This window comes from Methanosphaerula palustris E1-9c (assembly GCF_000021965.1).
GTDB classification, from domain to species: domain Archaea; phylum Halobacteriota; class Methanomicrobia; order Methanomicrobiales; family Methanospirillaceae; genus Methanosphaerula; species Methanosphaerula palustris.
Map to the genome: position 1 here is coordinate 1,117,948 of NC_011832.1, position 15,731 is coordinate 1,133,678.

Annotated in this window: 16 protein-coding genes and 1 tRNA gene; 12 read left to right on the forward strand and 5 right to left on the reverse strand. The window is 54.2% G+C overall.

The genetic code is table 11. The annotated features are described in order from the left end of the window. Positions 1-25: 25 nt before the first annotated feature. The 12 genes from gatD (at position 26) to MPAL_RS05450 (ending at position 9,879) form a co-directional block, all read left to right on the forward strand. The gene (gatD, locus tag MPAL_RS05395) at positions 26-1,195 is read left to right on the forward strand and encodes a Glu-tRNA(Gln) amidotransferase subunit GatD (RefSeq protein WP_394295844.1); all 1,170 of its coding nucleotides are present in this window, start codon (positions 26-28) and stop codon (positions 1,193-1,195) included. Beyond that, positions 1,185-3,014, forward strand: a complete 1,830-nt coding sequence (gene gatE / locus MPAL_RS05400) for a Glu-tRNA(Gln) amidotransferase subunit GatE (RefSeq protein WP_012617745.1) — start codon at positions 1,185-1,187, stop codon at positions 3,012-3,014. Before gatD ends, gatE begins: the two co-directional genes overlap by 11 nt. 65 nt (positions 3,015-3,079) lie before the next feature. After that, a complete protein-coding gene (locus MPAL_RS05405) occupies positions 3,080-3,388 on the forward strand; it encodes a DUF5350 domain-containing protein (RefSeq protein WP_012617746.1) in 309 nt (102 codons plus the stop codon). A 49-nt stretch (positions 3,389-3,437) separates the two neighbouring features. Then, entirely contained in the window at positions 3,438-3,794 is a 357-nt protein-coding gene (locus MPAL_RS05410; protein WP_012617747.1) for a hypothetical protein, read from the forward strand. Beyond that, positions 3,781-4,308, forward strand: a complete 528-nt coding sequence (locus MPAL_RS05415) for a nitroreductase family protein (RefSeq protein ID WP_012617748.1) — start codon at positions 3,781-3,783, stop codon at positions 4,306-4,308. The genes MPAL_RS05410 and MPAL_RS05415 overlap by 14 nt, the downstream gene beginning before the upstream one ends. 12 nt (positions 4,309-4,320) lie before the next feature. Beyond that, positions 4,321-4,659: a DUF555 domain-containing protein gene (locus MPAL_RS05420; protein ID WP_012617749.1), complete on the forward strand. Its 339-nt coding sequence runs from the start codon at positions 4,321-4,323 to the stop codon at positions 4,657-4,659. Continuing rightward, positions 4,656-5,540 carry a carbohydrate kinase family protein gene (locus tag MPAL_RS05425; protein ID WP_012617750.1) on the forward strand — a complete coding sequence of 295 codons (885 nt, stop codon included), beginning with the start codon at positions 4,656-4,658 and terminating at the stop codon, positions 5,538-5,540. Before MPAL_RS05420 ends, MPAL_RS05425 begins: the two co-directional genes overlap by 4 nt. A 3-nt stretch (positions 5,541-5,543) precedes the next feature. Further along, a complete protein-coding gene (locus MPAL_RS05430; protein WP_012617751.1) occupies positions 5,544-6,200 on the forward strand; it encodes a diphthine--ammonia ligase in 657 nt (218 codons plus the stop codon). Then, on the forward strand, positions 6,200-7,936 hold the full coding sequence (locus tag MPAL_RS05435) for a DUF2070 family protein (RefSeq protein ID WP_012617752.1): 1,737 nt from the start codon (positions 6,200-6,202) through the stop codon (positions 7,934-7,936). Before MPAL_RS05430 ends, MPAL_RS05435 begins: the two co-directional genes overlap by 1 nt. Before the next feature lie 216 nt (positions 7,937-8,152). Beyond that, entirely contained in the window at positions 8,153-8,551 is a 399-nt protein-coding gene (locus MPAL_RS05440) for a bacteriohemerythrin (protein WP_236610438.1), read from the forward strand. Positions 8,552-8,703: 152 nt separating this feature from the next. Further along, positions 8,704-8,788: transfer RNA gene (locus tag MPAL_RS05445), tRNA-Leu, on the forward strand. A 125-nt stretch (positions 8,789-8,913) separates the two neighbouring features. Beyond that, on the forward strand, positions 8,914-9,879 hold the full coding sequence (locus MPAL_RS05450; RefSeq protein ID WP_012617755.1) for a hypothetical protein: 966 nt from the start codon (positions 8,914-8,916) through the stop codon (positions 9,877-9,879). 440 nt (positions 9,880-10,319) lie between these two features. On the opposite strand, the gene MPAL_RS05455 is transcribed toward MPAL_RS05450, so the two are convergent. From MPAL_RS05455 to MPAL_RS15050, 5 genes are read right to left on the reverse strand one after another with little or no spacing between them, the layout of a single operon-like run. Next, a complete protein-coding gene (locus MPAL_RS05455; RefSeq protein ID WP_012617756.1) occupies positions 10,320-10,595 on the reverse strand; it encodes a M48 metallopeptidase family protein in 276 nt (91 codons plus the stop codon). After that, positions 10,592-13,489 carry a type I restriction endonuclease subunit R gene (locus MPAL_RS05460; RefSeq protein ID WP_012617757.1) on the reverse strand — a complete coding sequence of 966 codons (2,898 nt, stop codon included), beginning with the start codon at positions 13,487-13,489 and terminating at the stop codon, positions 10,592-10,594. The genes MPAL_RS05455 and MPAL_RS05460 overlap by 4 nt, the downstream gene beginning before the upstream one ends. Before the next feature lie 3 nt (positions 13,490-13,492). After that, a complete protein-coding gene (locus MPAL_RS05465) occupies positions 13,493-14,518 on the reverse strand; it encodes a restriction endonuclease (protein WP_012617758.1) in 1,026 nt (341 codons plus the stop codon). 22 nt (positions 14,519-14,540) lie between these two features. After that, positions 14,541-15,221 carry a restriction endonuclease subunit S gene (locus MPAL_RS14345; RefSeq protein ID WP_052292199.1) on the reverse strand — a complete coding sequence of 227 codons (681 nt, stop codon included), beginning with the start codon at positions 15,219-15,221 and terminating at the stop codon, positions 14,541-14,543. Then, positions 15,188-15,730, reverse strand: a complete 543-nt coding sequence (locus MPAL_RS15050; RefSeq protein ID WP_012617760.1) for a restriction endonuclease subunit S — start codon at positions 15,728-15,730, stop codon at positions 15,188-15,190. The genes MPAL_RS14345 and MPAL_RS15050 overlap by 34 nt, the downstream gene beginning before the upstream one ends. Position 15,731: the final 1 nt, after the last annotated feature.

Consider the following 15,731-nt stretch of genomic DNA (forward strand, 5'->3'; position numbering starts at 1 on the left):
AGGTTCCCGGCTCGAAGGAACCTATATCACCGAACGGGACGGGATGCGCGTCCTGAAACTGGACAGTGGGTATAATATCGGTGTGCCACCAGCGTCCTGCCAGATGCTTGAGCCGGCCACGTCCATCGAACAACCCGAACAGATCCTGGTCGACCAGGACAGGTCGCTGCCACACCTCTCGATCGTCTCCACTGGGGGGACAATCGCCAGCAAGATCGATTACCGGACCGGGGCCGTGACCAGTCAGTTCACGGCCGCCGAGTTGATGCGGGCGATCCCGGGGCTCGGCTCGATCGGACAGTACCGGACGGTGCAGCTCGCCTCGATCCTCTCTGAGAACATGACTCCCTCGCTCTGGCAGGAACTGGCCCGGGCTATCTATCAGGAGATCAAGGACGGGGCAGAGGGGGTGATCGTCACCCACGGAACCGACACGATGGCCTACTCTGCGGCAGCAGTCAGTTTCATGCTTAAAACCCCGGTACCGGTCGTCTTCGTCGGCTCGCAGCGGTCTGCCGACCGCCCGAGCAGTGACAATCTGATGAACGGACTCTGCAGTGCCAGGGCCGCGGTCAGCGATCTCGGCGAGGTGGCGGTCGTGATGCACCAGACCAGTTCGGACGACTTCTGTGCGATCCACCGGGCGACACGGGTGCGCAAGATGCACACATCCAGGCGGGACGCATTCCAGTCGATCGGCAGTTCTCCGATCGGGACCATCGCATACCCGTCCCTCGAGGTAAACCTGACCGCCGACGCGGTCCGGCGACAGCCGATCGAGCCGGAGCTCGCTGACCGGCTGGAGGAACGATGCGGGCTGCTCCAGTTCGTTCCCGGCCTCTCCCCGGACATTCTGGCGGCATATGATGGTTACCGGGGGCTGGTTCTCTCAGGGACCGGCCTCGGGCATGTCTCGACCACCTGGTTCCGGCAGCTCGGTTCGATGATCGAGGACGGGACCACCATCGTGATGACCTCGCAGTGTCTGTCCGGTCGGGTCTGCGATCGGGTTTATGATACCGGTCGGGACCTGCTGAAGATCGGTGTGGTCGAGGGGGGGACGCTCCTCCCCGAGGTGGCGCTGGTGAAACTGATGTGGGTGCTCGGACAGGAGAAGGATGAGGAGAAGGCGAGGATGATGATGACTATGGATCTGCGTGGCGAGGCGCCAGGGAGGTCTGCACATGGATTATAAGGCGATCGGGCTGAAGGCGGGGATCGAGATCCACCAGCAGCTGGACACCGCCCACAAACTCTTCTGCAACTGCCCGACAAGGGTTCGTGCAGTCGACGAACACAACGGAGAGTTCCGGCGGTACCTCCGGGCTACCGAGAGTGAGATGGGCGAGATCGACCGGGCCGCCGAGGAGGAGATGAAGCAGGCCCGGTTTTTCACCTACTATGCCTACGACACCACCTGCCTGGTCGAGAACGATGACGAACCGCCGGCGCCCCTGAACCAGGAGGCGCTCGATCTCGGGCTAACGATCGCCAAACTCTTTGGGATGACGCCGATCCCGCAGGTGCACATCATGCGCAAGCTGGTGATTGACGGTTCCAATACGAGCGGGTTCCAGCGGACCGGACTTGTGGCGATCGATGGGACTCTTCCGAACGGCGGGAGTATCGAGAGCCTCTGTCTGGAGGAGGAGGCCGCTCAGCGGGTCGAAGGGCCCATCTTCTCTCTCGATCGGCTCGGGATCCCGCTGGTGGAGATCACCACATCGCCGTGTATGCACACCCCTGATGAGGTGGCCGAGGTGGCCGCGTACATCGGGATGGTGCTCCGGTCCACCGGGCAGGTGAAGCGGGGGATCGGGACGATCCGACAGGACATCAACATCTCGATCCCAGAGGGGGCCAGGGTGGAGATCAAGGGCGTGCAGGAACTGGACCTGATTGCCGAGGTTGTGCGGTGCGAGGTGCAGCGGCAGCAGCAGCTTCTCTGGATTCGGGATACCCTGATCGAGCGAAACGCCTCGATCGATCCGGTGGTCGAGGACGTGACTGCCCTCTTCAAACAGACCGACTCGTCGATCCTCAAGAAGGCGAAGGTGATCCTCGCGATCAGGCTCTTCGGGTTCGGCGGGCTTGTCGGGCATGAGATCCAGCCTGGTCGCCGGCTCGGCTCAGAGCTCTCCGACTATGCGAAGAAATGCGGGGTCGGCGGAATTTTCCACACCGATGAACTGCCGGCCTATGGAGTCACCGCCGAAGAGAAGGCAGCCCTGATCGAGCGGATGAAGGCCGGCGAGCAGGACGCCGTGGTGCTGGTCGCAGCAGATAAAAAGAAGGCGACCTGTGCGGTCCGGCAGGTGATCAAGCGGGCAGAGATGGCGTTCCTCGGGGTCCCCGAAGAGACCCGGAAGATGCTCGAAGAGGGGTCGAGTGCGTACATGCGCCCGCTGCCCGGGGCCGCACGGATGTACCCGGAGACCGATGTGCTCCCGGTGCCGATCACCGCAGAGACCTGGGACCAGGTCTGTATCCCCGAACTCCTCTCATCACGGGCAGAGCGGTTTCATCGGGACCTCGACCTGGATGCCGGGCTGGCCCGTCAGATCGCCTTCTCCGAGCGGCTGCCGCTCTTTGAACAGGCGGTCGACGAGGGGTTGAAGCCGACCCTTTCGGCGCGGACCCTCCTCTCGACGCTGAAGGAGCTCTCCCGTGACGGCGTGGCGATCGACCGAATCGGGGACGATCAGGTGCTTGCTGTGCTCCACGCCATCGAGGACGGGAAGGCCGCGAAGGAGGCGATCGGGGACCTTCTTCGGGCGCTCGCCGGCGGAACATCCCTCGATTCGGCTCTCAAAGCGCTCGGTCCATCTATATCGAAGGACGAACTTGCCGGGATTGTTTCGAGGATCGTGGGCGAACGAAAGGAGTTTGTCGCAGAACGGGGGATGGGCGCGCTCGGTCCGCTGATGGGGATCGTGATGGAGCAGGTCCGGGGATCGGTGGACGGTAAGGTCGTCAGCGCCCTTCTCCGTGAAGAACTGAAGAGGCAGGGGTGAGGATGAGGGGGCAGAGGCGCTACCTTTATTCCTGCACCTGCATAATACCATAAGGAGTTCGATTCATGGGAAAGACAGGAATTACCTCATGGGTACAGGTCAAGGGCGCGAAGGGTCAGCTCAGGCTTGTACCGGCAAAGGAAGGGGAACTGAAGAAGCCAGGGCCAAATCAGCGGTTCAAGGCCGGAATCAACCTTAAAAAGGTCGATCAGGCCAGCGAGGCCCACGGTGGCCAGCGGAGAGGCGGACAGCGGAGAGGCGGTCGCGGCGGTCGCGGCGGTCGCGAGAAGAGCCCGGCAGAGATTCTGGTCCGGTCCCGTCTTCACCGCCCGAAAGTCTCGGTCGTCGGTGCAAAGCAGAAATCGAGCAGATAGGCTTGATTTAAGCCAAACAATTTTTAATATCGGACGTTTTAATTAGCCTATGGATCCAAAGGATGCTGTACAGCGTTTCCAATATGGCGAACATATCAAGACCGCTCTGATCACAGCCTCGCAGCTCGAGATGTCGTTGCCCAGTTACCCGGAGAAGGACCGGGCCGGAGGACAGAAGATGCTGATCGCCCTGCTCGAGGGGATCAGGGGCGATGCTGGGGTTGCGTACCAGCGGACCGAGGAGATCATGTTCCAGAACAGTTCAAGCCAGCTCTCGACGGCGATCAGTCAGATCGAGAGCGGGGAATACGAATCGGCGGCCGTAACGATCGGTGGTGCAGTCAGTTCTGCGACCACTGCGGCTCAGAAGGCATGGGAGTATCTCGCTGAACATGGACTCATCTGAATTTCTCATATTCTTACAGGATCGCGCCTCGGTCAGGGAGTTTCGGGATTTCCCGCTCGCTGACGACGAGATCGCCTATATGCTGGCCTGTGCACGGACCGCCCCGACTGCAGGGAATCTGGAGTCCTGGGATCTGGTCCTGGTCACCGACCCGGAACAGCGGGCGGCTCTCGCAGAGGCGGCCCACGATCAGACTCAGATCGTTCAGGCAGGGGCGATCTTTGTGGTCTGTTCCAACTATGTGCGGGGAATGGCCCGATTTCAAGAGCGTGGGATTTTATACGCGCTCGAAGATGCGACGATTGTCTGCACCTATCTGATGCTCGCGGCCCATGCGCTGCATCTGCAGTCGTGCTGGACCGGTTCGTTCGATGATGAAGATGTACGGACTGTGCTCGATCTGCCCCCCCACCTCCGTCCGGTCGCGCTGCTCGCGGTCGGGAACGGTGCCAAGGGAGGGGTCTCTCCTGAACGGAGACCGGTCGATGAGCATGTCCACCAGGATTTCTGGTAAGGAGAGTAGAGTATGCCTGACTATATGGTGACGCTGGAATCGGCGTGGATAATCAAGGATGTAAAGACGATGGACGACGCGATCAGTATCGCCATCGGTGAGGCAGGCAAACGACTGAATCCTGCAGCAAAGTATGTGGAGATCGAGACCGGGATGATGGTCTGTCCGCTCTGCAACAAGGCACTCAACTGTGCGGTGGTCGTGGCCAACACGGCGCTGGTCGGGCTGACGCTGCAGATGAAGGTCTTCCGTGCAGAGAGCGAGGAGCATGCGGTCAGGATCGCGAAGTCGGTGATCGGCAAGGCTCTCCGGGATGTGCCGCTGAACGTTCAGGACGTGCAGGAGTTATGATCTCAGTCGTTGGACACACAGCTATCGACCATATCAGCCGTGTGCCCGACCTGCCGAAGAAGAATGGGTCGACCTCGATCACCGACCGGAAGATCTATTTCGGCGGCGGGGCGGCCAACATCGCGGCAGGGATCGCGACCCTGGGCAGTGCGTGTACCCTTGTATCTGCAGTCGGCGGGGATTTCTCCGGGAGTGATTACGACCGGGAGATGCAGAGACTCGGGATCGTGCAGCAGTTTTTTGTGATGCCTGAAGCTAACACGCCGACGGCGTTCATGTTCACCGATCAGGCGGGGGACCAGATCACTTTCTTCGAGTGGGGCGCATCAGAGGCCTTTACTAGGTCTGAAGCCCCGGCTCTGGACTTTGTTCACATGGCGACGGCCGACCCGTCCTTCAACCGGCAGGTCGCCGAGAAGAGCCGGTTCGCTTCGTTCGATCCCGGGCAGGACCTGCACCTGTATCTGCCTGAGGACCTGGCTGCGATCATCGGTCATATCGATATCCTCTTTGCCAACCAGCACGAGGCCGCGATGATGGCGCAGATGCTCGACACCACCCGGGAGGAGATCGCGGCACGGGTGCCGCTGACCATCTTCACCTGCGGGGGAGAGGGTTCGAGCCTCTTCATTAAGGGAGAGGAGACGAAGATCCCGGCGGTACCGGTCACGCTGGTCGACCCGACCGGTGCCGGGGATGCCTACCGGGCCGGGTTCCTCTCGGCCTTCGATCGCGGCTACGATCCGTTGACCTGCTGTAAGGTCGGGACGGTCACCGCTTCGTTTATCGTGGAGAAGACTGGCTGCCAGACCAACCTCCCTGACTGGGAGCGGATGACCGTCCGGTACAGCGAGCACTTCGGTGCTCTCAAGGGGGCCTGATTCATGGCCTGGGCTGCGCTGACCTCGGGCGGGAAGGACTCGGTCCTCTCGATCCAGAAGGCGATCGATGCCGGCCTCGATGTCGAGTACATCGTCGCAGTCCGATCGGAGAACCGGGACTCATACATGTTCCACTCTGCCAACATCGATGTTGTGAAGACGATCGCCGAGGTTTCGGGGCGGGAGTATGTTGAGATCCGGACGCACGGCCGGAAGGAGGAGGAGCTCGCAGACCTGGAGCAGGGTCTCGCCGCCCTCCCGATCGAAGGGATCATCGCCGGGGCGGTCGCCTCGGTGTACCAGCGGGACCGGGTGGCCGCGATCGCGGAACGGCTGATGCTGAAGGTATTCACCCCCCTCTGGGGGATGGAGCCAGAACAGGTCGTCAGCGAGGTCGCGTCGAGGTTGGACGCGATGATCATCGTCACCGCGGCCGACGGGCTGGACGAGGGGTTCCTTGGGGCTCACTTCGACCAGCACCTGATCGACCGGCTCAAGCAGGTCTCCGCCCGTCGCGGGATCCATCTGGCCGGCGAGGGCGGGGAGTACGAGTCGCTGACGTTGAACGCCCCGTTCTACTCCCGTCCGATCACGTACACCTCGTCTGAGGTACATACCTCTGCAGGGCGGAGCGAACTGATCCTGCGAGGGTTTACCTGATGGGTGCGTCCACTGATGTCACGATCGCCAGGCTGACCAAGTATCTCTTTACGGCCCCGTCCTGGCGCCGGTCTCTTTTCATCATCGTCCTGCTCGGGTTGATTGTCGACGGGGCGTCGATACGACTCGGTGCCCATGGTCAGTTTCTTGGGACCCTCGCATTCACGCTGCCAGCCCTGGTGGCGACGCTGCTGACCAAACCGCTGATCAACCGCCTTGGCAAGCAGATAACCTGGAACCGGTCGGCACTGCTCGCGATGGCCTGCACGGTCTTCTGCGTGATCATCACGCTCTGCTCGGCGCTCGCCTCGTTCAATTTGGTGCCGCTCCTCTTCGCCTGTGGTCTGGGTTTCATCTTTGCGATCCGGCTGCTGGTGCTGGTCGCGATCGCCGATTACCGGGTGCCCCGGATGGTCGTGCCGGCGCTGATCCAGCCGGCGGTCGGGGTGATCGTCGGGACGCTCTGGTTTTCGCAGCCGTTCTTCCTCTTCTCGGTGGTGCTGGTGCTGGTCTTCGGGCTCGGGTGCGTCGCCCTGATCTGGCTGATTGAGCGGCCACTGTACAAGGCGTTCCATATCAAAGGATTGAACTTCATCAACGCGTTCATCGCCCACAATACCGACGGCTCCCGTTCGATGGAGGATTTCTTCCGGGAGATCGGGGAGGAGGTCTATGTCCCGCAGGTCAGTCTCTTCTTCAAGCGGAACGAGAAGAACGGGGTGATCATGACGGTGCCGAACGTCCACCCCGGGCCGATGGGGGAGATCGGCGGCGGAAATCTGCCGAAGGTGATGACCCGCTCGTTCACGGAGACGGTGCTGGTCCCGCACGGGTGTGCGACACATGACTTCAACCTGGTCTCTGAGAGCGAGGTCTCGAAGCTGGTGGACGCGGTCAAGGCGACCCAGGCCGGTCTCGAATATGAAGGGCGGGCGTCGATCGCCTACCGGGTCACGTTCGGGTCGGTGGATCTGATGTACCAGCGGTTCGGGGAGACGATCCTGATCGTCTCGACCCGTTCGCCGGCGAAGACCGAGGACCTGGACTTTCCGCTGGGTCTCGCGATCATGGCTGAGGGGAGGCGGGTGTACAAACACGTCGTCTTCATCGACGGGCACAACTGTATGACCGAGATCACGTCGCCGGTGATGGCCGGGTCGTTGATTGCGACCGAGTACCTCCGGGCGGTCCGGACCGCGGTGGAAGCCGCGGCGAAGGTTCCGCAGCGGATGGTGAAGGTCGGGGTCGCCGAGGTGCCGATCCCGTTCACCCGCGAGCAGGGGTTCGGGGACCTCGGCGTCCAGGTGCTGGTCGTGGAGGTGGACGATCAGCAGACCGCCTATGTCCTCCTCGACGGGAACAACATCGAGGCCGGCGTCCGCGAGGTGATCCGCGATGCGGTGCTGGAGATCGTCGACGAGGCCGAGGTGATGACGACCGATTCGCATGTCGTCAACACGATCACCGGCAAGAATCCGATCGGGCTGAACGTGCCGGTCGCAGAGTTTCTGCCGTTCATTCTGCGTGGGGTCGATGAGGCGATCGCGGACCTGTCGACCGCCGAGGTGGCGGCGTCGACGGCCTGCTGCGAGCAGGTGGTGGTCTTCGGGTCGAACCGGATCGCCCAGCTAGCCTGCACGGTGAACGCGATGCTGGTCTACATCGCGCCGCTCTCGTTTGCGATCCTGCTGCTGGCCTTCCTCCTTTCGCTCTTTGCGTACCGGGCGCTGCTCTAGGTTTTTACCTTCCCTGTCTTTTTTTCCCGGTCTCTTTTTGAGATGGTCCTGCTTTCCATCGGTCGATTCCGGATGGCGGTATTCCCGGCTCTGGTCTCCGGTCCGTACTGCCTGACGGTGGAACGGACCCTTTCATCGCAGGAACCGAGGACGGGCATTTTTCCTCTGTACCATGAGTTAAATACGTGATAAGCGAACGTTTACTCTATGCCAATCATGGACTGGACCGACGATCTGAGTGTCGGGGTAACGGAGATCGACAACCAGCATAAGCGTCTCATCGAACTTATCAACAAACTGCACGATGCGATGAAGGCCGGGCAGGGGAAACAGATGCTGGAGACGACCCTTCAGGAGCTCGCCGCTTACACCGTCTATCACTTCCAGGCCGAGGAGAAGTACATGGTGGAATACAACTATCCCCGGTATCATGCGCATAAGATCGAGCACGATGCCTTTGTGAAGAAGGTCACCGATTTCCAGAAGGACTTTGTCGACAACCGGCTCGGTCTCACCCTCGACCTCATGAAGTTCCTCAAGGACTGGGTGAACAATCACATCAAGTCGACGGATAAACAGTACACGGCTCTCTTCAACAAGAGCGGGCTTGTGTGATGGGGTGAGAAGATCGCCGGCCCGTTCCTTTTTTTGAGCGGGCTTCTTCGATCGGCGATCTGTTTCCGATCCCGGACTCATCGATTTTTCGAACGGATTCTGCTCTGAACCGTCAAAGAGTTTTACTATCTTTACAACCAAGATTGTTAGGCGCGAGGGTAGCCAAGCCCGGCCAAAGGCGCTGGACTTAAGATCCAGCCTCGAAGGAGTTCAAGGGTTCGAATCCCTTCCCTCGCATAAAAAATTTTTGGACATTAAACAAATTATATATATTATTATGCAAGAGAGTGAGGAAGGAGTTGTTGTGGGCATGGTCTTTGAAGATAATGATGAAAATTAATTTTATTTCTTTTTAATTTCTCATGGTTGATATTTTAGAAATATTCAAAAAATATCGAAGCGTAGTTTCGGTAGTCGCTTCAATTTCTATCGGGTATTTGATAAATTCTCTACTTAGTGGTATTTCTACTACCGAATCTGTGAATAAGCAATATTTAGCAATTGAGTTGATTATAGCCATTATAATAATAATTTCGACATTTTTAGCATTTTTATGGTTAATTGACTATTTCATAGAATGGAAAATAATTCAAAATATTAAGGATGAAAATACAAAACTTCCAAAAGATGTTAGAACTCTATTATTTAAAAAAATAATTATTTTTGATAATAATTCAATAACAACCCATGAATCCACAACAATCGTGGAGAGAACAATAAAGAATGATATGAAAAACCAAAACTATCCTGAATATCGGATTGAACAAATCTCAAAGGTGGACGTTCCGGAATTTTCGAAAATTAAATTTACAAAAGATGGAAAAGATTTTGATAAAATTACTGAACAGTCTTCGAGAGCTAGCTTATATGATGTAATTGAAAAGCCTTCTAATGAGATAATTTCAAAGAAATTAAGATTCTGTTTTCCAATAGATCTAGCTCCAGAAAAGGAAGGATCGTTTTCAACAGAATATAAAACAAAAGCCTTTAGCGCGGCAATAGAAGGTAATTGTGATTACACTGCAATAACTTCCCGGCGAGTAATAAATGAGATAATTTTTGAAATTAGATTAGATGGACCAATTAAAGACACATATGAACTAAGTAAATGCATAGATCGTAATGGATCTGAGCCGTATATTTACCAAATTGTGGATGAATCAATGGAAAGAATGTGGCTTACGGAAAACGAGGGAGGAAAAAATAACGAAATCCCTGTTTTTCATAAAGATAAAATTACTTGGAATATCAAACATGTCAAAGTTGGTTACGAATATCGTTTATATTTCACTTTATTTAAGAAAAATGGCACAATTTTAACCACTTAATCGTTTTAAAATGAAATTTTTCTTGTATTACAATTTCTTACAGAACTTGCCATAATCTGTCTTTCCGCAGTAAATTCCTGACATTCCGTACTAATTTTTCGGTGACCCAAGAAGCAACTGGTAATGGAAATACTTTCAATAGGTAGAATATTTGCAATGCGGGGGGGCAATTGCTCAACGAATTTCATTCAGATTTTCTGAAGTGAATTATCAGTTACATCCAGAGTCACCACCAATCGATCTGGACTCGTGCAGCACCTGCCGGGAGATCCCGAACGTGCCGGCAGTGATGCGTTGCACATTTCAGGACCATGGGCTCGTGTAGTTGAGGTTGGGGGCTGATTCTTCATCCTCCATTCAGGGCATAGGCCGGGCGGTGGTTCTTAAAATTACATCAGGAGTAGTTAAAGTGGGGGAGTATTTTAGAATGAATAGATTTTTTAATCAATTTCTTTGTCAGCAGTATATGCATTCAACAGCGCCCGGAACATCTTGCCGTGATTGGGATATTTCAGGTGAAGCAGTTCATGGACAATGATCTTTTTCCGTTCGTCTTTGGATTGTTGTAAAATTGCCGGGTCGAATGTTAATCTGCCTCTGCTTGAACAGCTCGCCCACTTATTTTTCATTTTGCGCAGGTGGATCTCTTTTATTTCGACATTGCAGATTTTCGCCCATTCACCAACCAATTGTTTGAAGGATTCTGGTGAGATCATGTAACTACCCGATTGAGAACTTTCATGATCTGGTCAATGATCTTTTTGATCTCTTTGATGTCACGGGTTTCGGAATGCAGAATTATCGAATACAATTCCTGTTTCACATCGCGAGCCTGTTGTTCGCTGATTCTCCAGTGGGGATAGTGGTTCAGAATATTCTTCATTTCATGGGCTTTCGTTTCCGGATCGCTAACACCAGCTTTGTTGAGAAGCCAGAAGATGGAGAATTCTGCCATGGGGATATTACGCTTCTCCTGTTCGAGACGAGCTGCGTTGATCTCTTCAATGATCGTCTTGAGTTCAGCGAGGGTTTCCTGCGTAGTATTCTGGCGGTCCTTGTAGAGTTGGATCACCGCATCCGCCTTTTCACCAATGGAGATGAGGTAAGGAGATTCTTCTGCTTGTTTCTGTACGAGATGAGAAATCCCTTTGGTTAGATTGAAGACCTTTTCGATGTCTGAATCCGGTTGCTCATTGATATACCAGATAACCTTGTCGTTAATCTCATAGATTCCGCCTGGGTTCCCGATCTCGCTGCTGACGGTATGGTCCTGTACGAGTCGAGCCACCTTGCGGGAGAACTCCCGGTCAACTGAGATACCGGGATCAAAATTTTCCCGGACCATGCGGTACATTTTCGCTAGTTTGTCCACATCGTCGAGGTACGGTCTCAGGAACGCATCGGGGGAGAGGATTTCGTAGATATCCGAGAGTTCGTGGAAGAATGCGTAGAATGTTTGGCGGATTTCTTCGTTCAGGAAATATTCAAGCACGGCTTCGACTGCCTTGTCGCGTTTCTTTCCTCTGGCAAGCCCGAGATACTGTTGTGCTTCCTGTCCCATCAGCCGGGTGAACTGTTTTTTAAGAACGTCCAGATCATCGATGATACCTTCGATATCACTGGAATCAAAGGCGAGCGCTTTTTTGAGGTTATTGAAGATCCCGACAATATCGAGTACGAACCCAGAAGGTTTTTTGCGTCCTTCTTCATCTTCAAACGGCCTGTTCACGCGGGCAATTGCCTGCAGGAGGACATGATCCCGCATCGGTTTGTCGAGATACATACAGTAGAGAACGGGGGCATCAAACCCTGTGAGGAGTTTTTCCGTAACAATGAGGATCTTCGGGTCTTTTTCCGGGCTCCGGAACGCCTTACGGATGCGTTTTTCATCCTCATCAGTATGATAATACGCTCGGAGATTGTCATCATCCTTGGGATTTGGACTGTAGATGACTTCCGAGTACTGCAGGGGGAGATGTTTGTCGAGTTCCTTTTTGTAGAGTGCACAGGCCTCCCGGTCGACAGCGACAAAAAACGCCTTGTATCCCATGGGCTCCACATTGTTCCGGAAGTGATCTGCCACGAACTGCGCCACTTTCGGCACCCGTTCCGGACTCTTCATCATATTTCGGAGGTTGACCGCTTTTTCAAGGACTTTGTTGAGCTCCGTGACATCGCTGATACCTTCCGTCTCGGCCAGGTCAAGGAATTCCTGTTCGAGGGTCTGACGGTCGACGAGCAGATCGTTGGGAGCGAGGGTGTAGTGGAGCGGGACGGTGGTCCCGTCACTGATGGACTCTGCGATACTGTACTTGTCGAGGTAACCGTATGGTGGGTCGTCTCGCCCGAACGTGATGAAGGTCCCCTGTCCGTATGCGGTCCTGTCGATGGGGGTGCCGGTGAACCCGATGTAGGTGGCATTCGGGAGTGCACCCATGAGGTAGTTACCGAGTGTGCCGGTGGTGGTGCGATGGGCTTCGTCCACGAGGATGAAGATCGTGTCCCGGGTATTGATCTCTTCCGGCATCCCCTCAAACTTATGGATCATTGAGACGATGAGGCCCCGGTGATCAGCTGCGAGGAGTTCTCGCAGATCCTTTTTGCTCCCTGCGACTTCGACATTTCCAATGCCGGCAGAGGTGAGGTTACCGAAGAGCTGGGTTTCGAGCTCGTTCCGGTCCACGAGCATGATCACGGTCGGGTTCCCAAAGACCGGTTCACCGAGTATCTTCTGTGCCGCTACGATCATCGTGTAGGTCTTGCCCGATCCCTGCGTGTGCCAGACAAGGCCGCGTTTCTTCCAGGCATCCTGTGCCCGTCCGAGCAGCTTGTCGACGGCCCGCATCTGGTGCTGGCGGAGAATGACTTTCTTTAACTCCTCATCCTGTCTGGTGAAAAGAATCCCGTCGCTGAGCAGGGTGAGGAACCGTTTCCGGTCACAGAAGGTCTTGACCAGTGTCTCGAAATTCCCGCCGGCTTCATCCTTCCAGTTGAAGAGTGTCTTCTTTGAGGTATTCCAGGTGGCACTGTAATAATACCGGATGATGTGGGTGAGGGCGTAGATCTGGAGGATGGCGAGCAGTTCGGGGCATTCGCGGTGGTAACGTCGGATCTGGTCGAGGGCTTCCGCGATCCCCTCCTTCTTGTGGGCTGCCTTTGCCTCGACAAAGAAGACCGGGATCCCGTTGACGAGGAAGACGACATCCTCGTGGATCGTCTTAGAACCGTTGGTGAACGAAAACTCGTCTGTGACATGGAAGGTGTTGTTCTCGATATCCTTGGTGTCGATGAACTGGACATTGCGTTCCCGTTTCTCTGCAGGGACAAAGATTGTTTTTATTCCTTTGAGATATTCCCATGCCACGAGGTTTCCTTCGATGGTGGGAGGGATGCGCCCGATCCGTTTTATGAGTTCGGTGGCGAGCTCACGGGTCATGAAGGAGTCGTTGAGCCGGCAGATCTGTTCGATGAAGATCTCTTTGAACAAGATGCCGGTGGTGCCGCCCCGTATTGCTGTGGCCCGGTCCTTCGGGACATATTCCCATTTTTTGGATTCTGCATAGTCGATGAACGGATTCTGCACCGACCCCCGTTCGCCGCCGAGTGTCATGTCTCACTCCTCTTCCGGAACAAGGATCCAGATCCGCTTTAATGGCAGATCCGCTTTGATTTCATCAGGAATTTTATCATAGTTGGTCTGGATCATCTGGATGAGATCATCCGCATTCCAGAGTCTGATCTCGAAAAATTTGGTTGCCGTCTCTTTTGGCACCGCCCCGCTGTAGCCACCCCATGATACCAGCAAGCCATGTTCAGCCTGGAAATTTTTCATTACCCCCTGCAGTTCCCGTACAATCTTCACATCACACGGACTGTCGCTGGACTTGACCTGAACAACCAGACGGGGATGATCAAACCCCAGCGCACCTTTTCCTGCAATGATGTCGACACCCCCGTCTGCGCCGGGTTTCGCGATACTTATTGTGTATCCCTGGGCCTCAAGAATAGCGCCGACGAGCCGGGTTAAATCATGGCCCCGGAATTTCCTGCTGATCAGTTCCCGGAGCTGGTCTGTTGCCATCTCCTCAATATTGAGAACAAGCTCAACATCCCCCTCGGCTTCTGGGGGTTTTTGTTCTCCTGCCTTTATTTTCCCTGATGGAGTCTTTCCTTCCAATAATTCCAGAATTCGTTCTTCGGCATTGTTCCGCTGAATCCGGCATACGGTCATGAATGCGCCGAGCGAATAGAGGAGATCCTGATCGAACCTGTCGCGGGGAATCTCTCTTTTCCATTCAATCTTGCGACTGTGGCGTGCATTCTCTGGAAAATTCTTTTGATAACTGTAAGGTCCAGTAATCTTTCCGAATGCAATAGAAGACCTGCCCTTCAGGGGCATTGCGATCAGATCCCCGATCGCTATGTCATGCAGAAAGCGCCAGATCTGGCTTTCCCAGTTGATGAGAGTCTTGGGTTTATCGTCTGGATAGGTTTTTTCAAGGAGTGCTCGCAGTTGTTCCCGGGTCTCGATCTTTGAGAGGTCCGGCAATTCATTCCAGCCGATGACGGCGACTTTATTTTCAAGGGCAAAATCTTCCCGTTCACCATACCGGCCACTGCGAACCATCCAGAGTGTCATGCTAAATGTCTAATTGTACGTATCAAGCGATATTCTTAACCCGTATCTTCACGGTCATGAGATCATGCAGAAGCGATGCGAACAGGATTTCGAGTGCTTCTTTGCGAGATTGTTCGGTGGCGGTTTTTTTGTCGATTGAGGAGAGGATTTCAACAATAATTTTTTGATCCTCTATATTAGGCATGGCAATTTTCAAAGCATGCACATAATTTCTATTGAGTGTCGGGTTCGACGTTCCTGTATCTAGTGATTTCAGATTCAGCGTTGTAAGTAAATAATAAACAAATTTTGGATTATTCCCTTTGAAGTCCTTCACCCAAAGTGATGTATCGTGTGGCCAATAAGGACAATCAACGTAAAAGACCTTTCCAAGTGTTCCTTTTCGTCCTATTACCACACCAGGACCATTTGCACGAGATTCATTGTGAAAACTTTTAATACCTGAAGATGAAACAACCGGAACAATCCCGTCATGTTGTTCATCCTTTGTTATGTCATAACCTCTTTGAAGCAAAATGAATTCATCAAAGCGTCCCTCTCTCCATCTTTCTGGGTAACATCCGATATCTGTGTCCTTAAGCGTTACTCGCTCCGCATCCTCCAGTCGCACCGGACCGTACGTGAACAGGTGCTTCATCATCGCCGCCTTAAGCGCTTTCGTCGCCGCGATCACGGCATCGGTCTTCTCTTTTGCTTCCTGCACGGTGTGGAGGGTGGTGGCGATGGCGTGTTGTTCGGGGAGTGGGGGATATCGAAATTTTTCAGACGGGATTGTGAAAGATTTGGAATCGTTGTTTTGTTCCCTTCGTCTTGATAAAATCCAAGAATTTTTATCGCTGCCTGCATCCAGAACACTACAAATTCCGGATATACATCACAATTCTTAACACGTAATCGATGGATGTGATTCTGATAACCACAGGATTCGAGTTCACCTCGCCAAATCGCACTCCTTCCGATATCTCCACCTTCGCAGACTAAAAGATCCCCAGGTAATAAATTCAGTTTTCCAATCTCCTTCTCTGAAAGATCCATATAATCGAGTGTCTTTAAATCAATACCACTCCAAAAAACGTTCAGGGTTCTGAGAAATGGGTGTTTGTTTGGTCCATTCCTCCGTGCCGGGGACATTGATATCCCTTGCTGTACGTTGAATAAATCCCCAATTTTTTTTATTTGCCACGTTTCCGGAAATACTCCTAAATTCGTCACT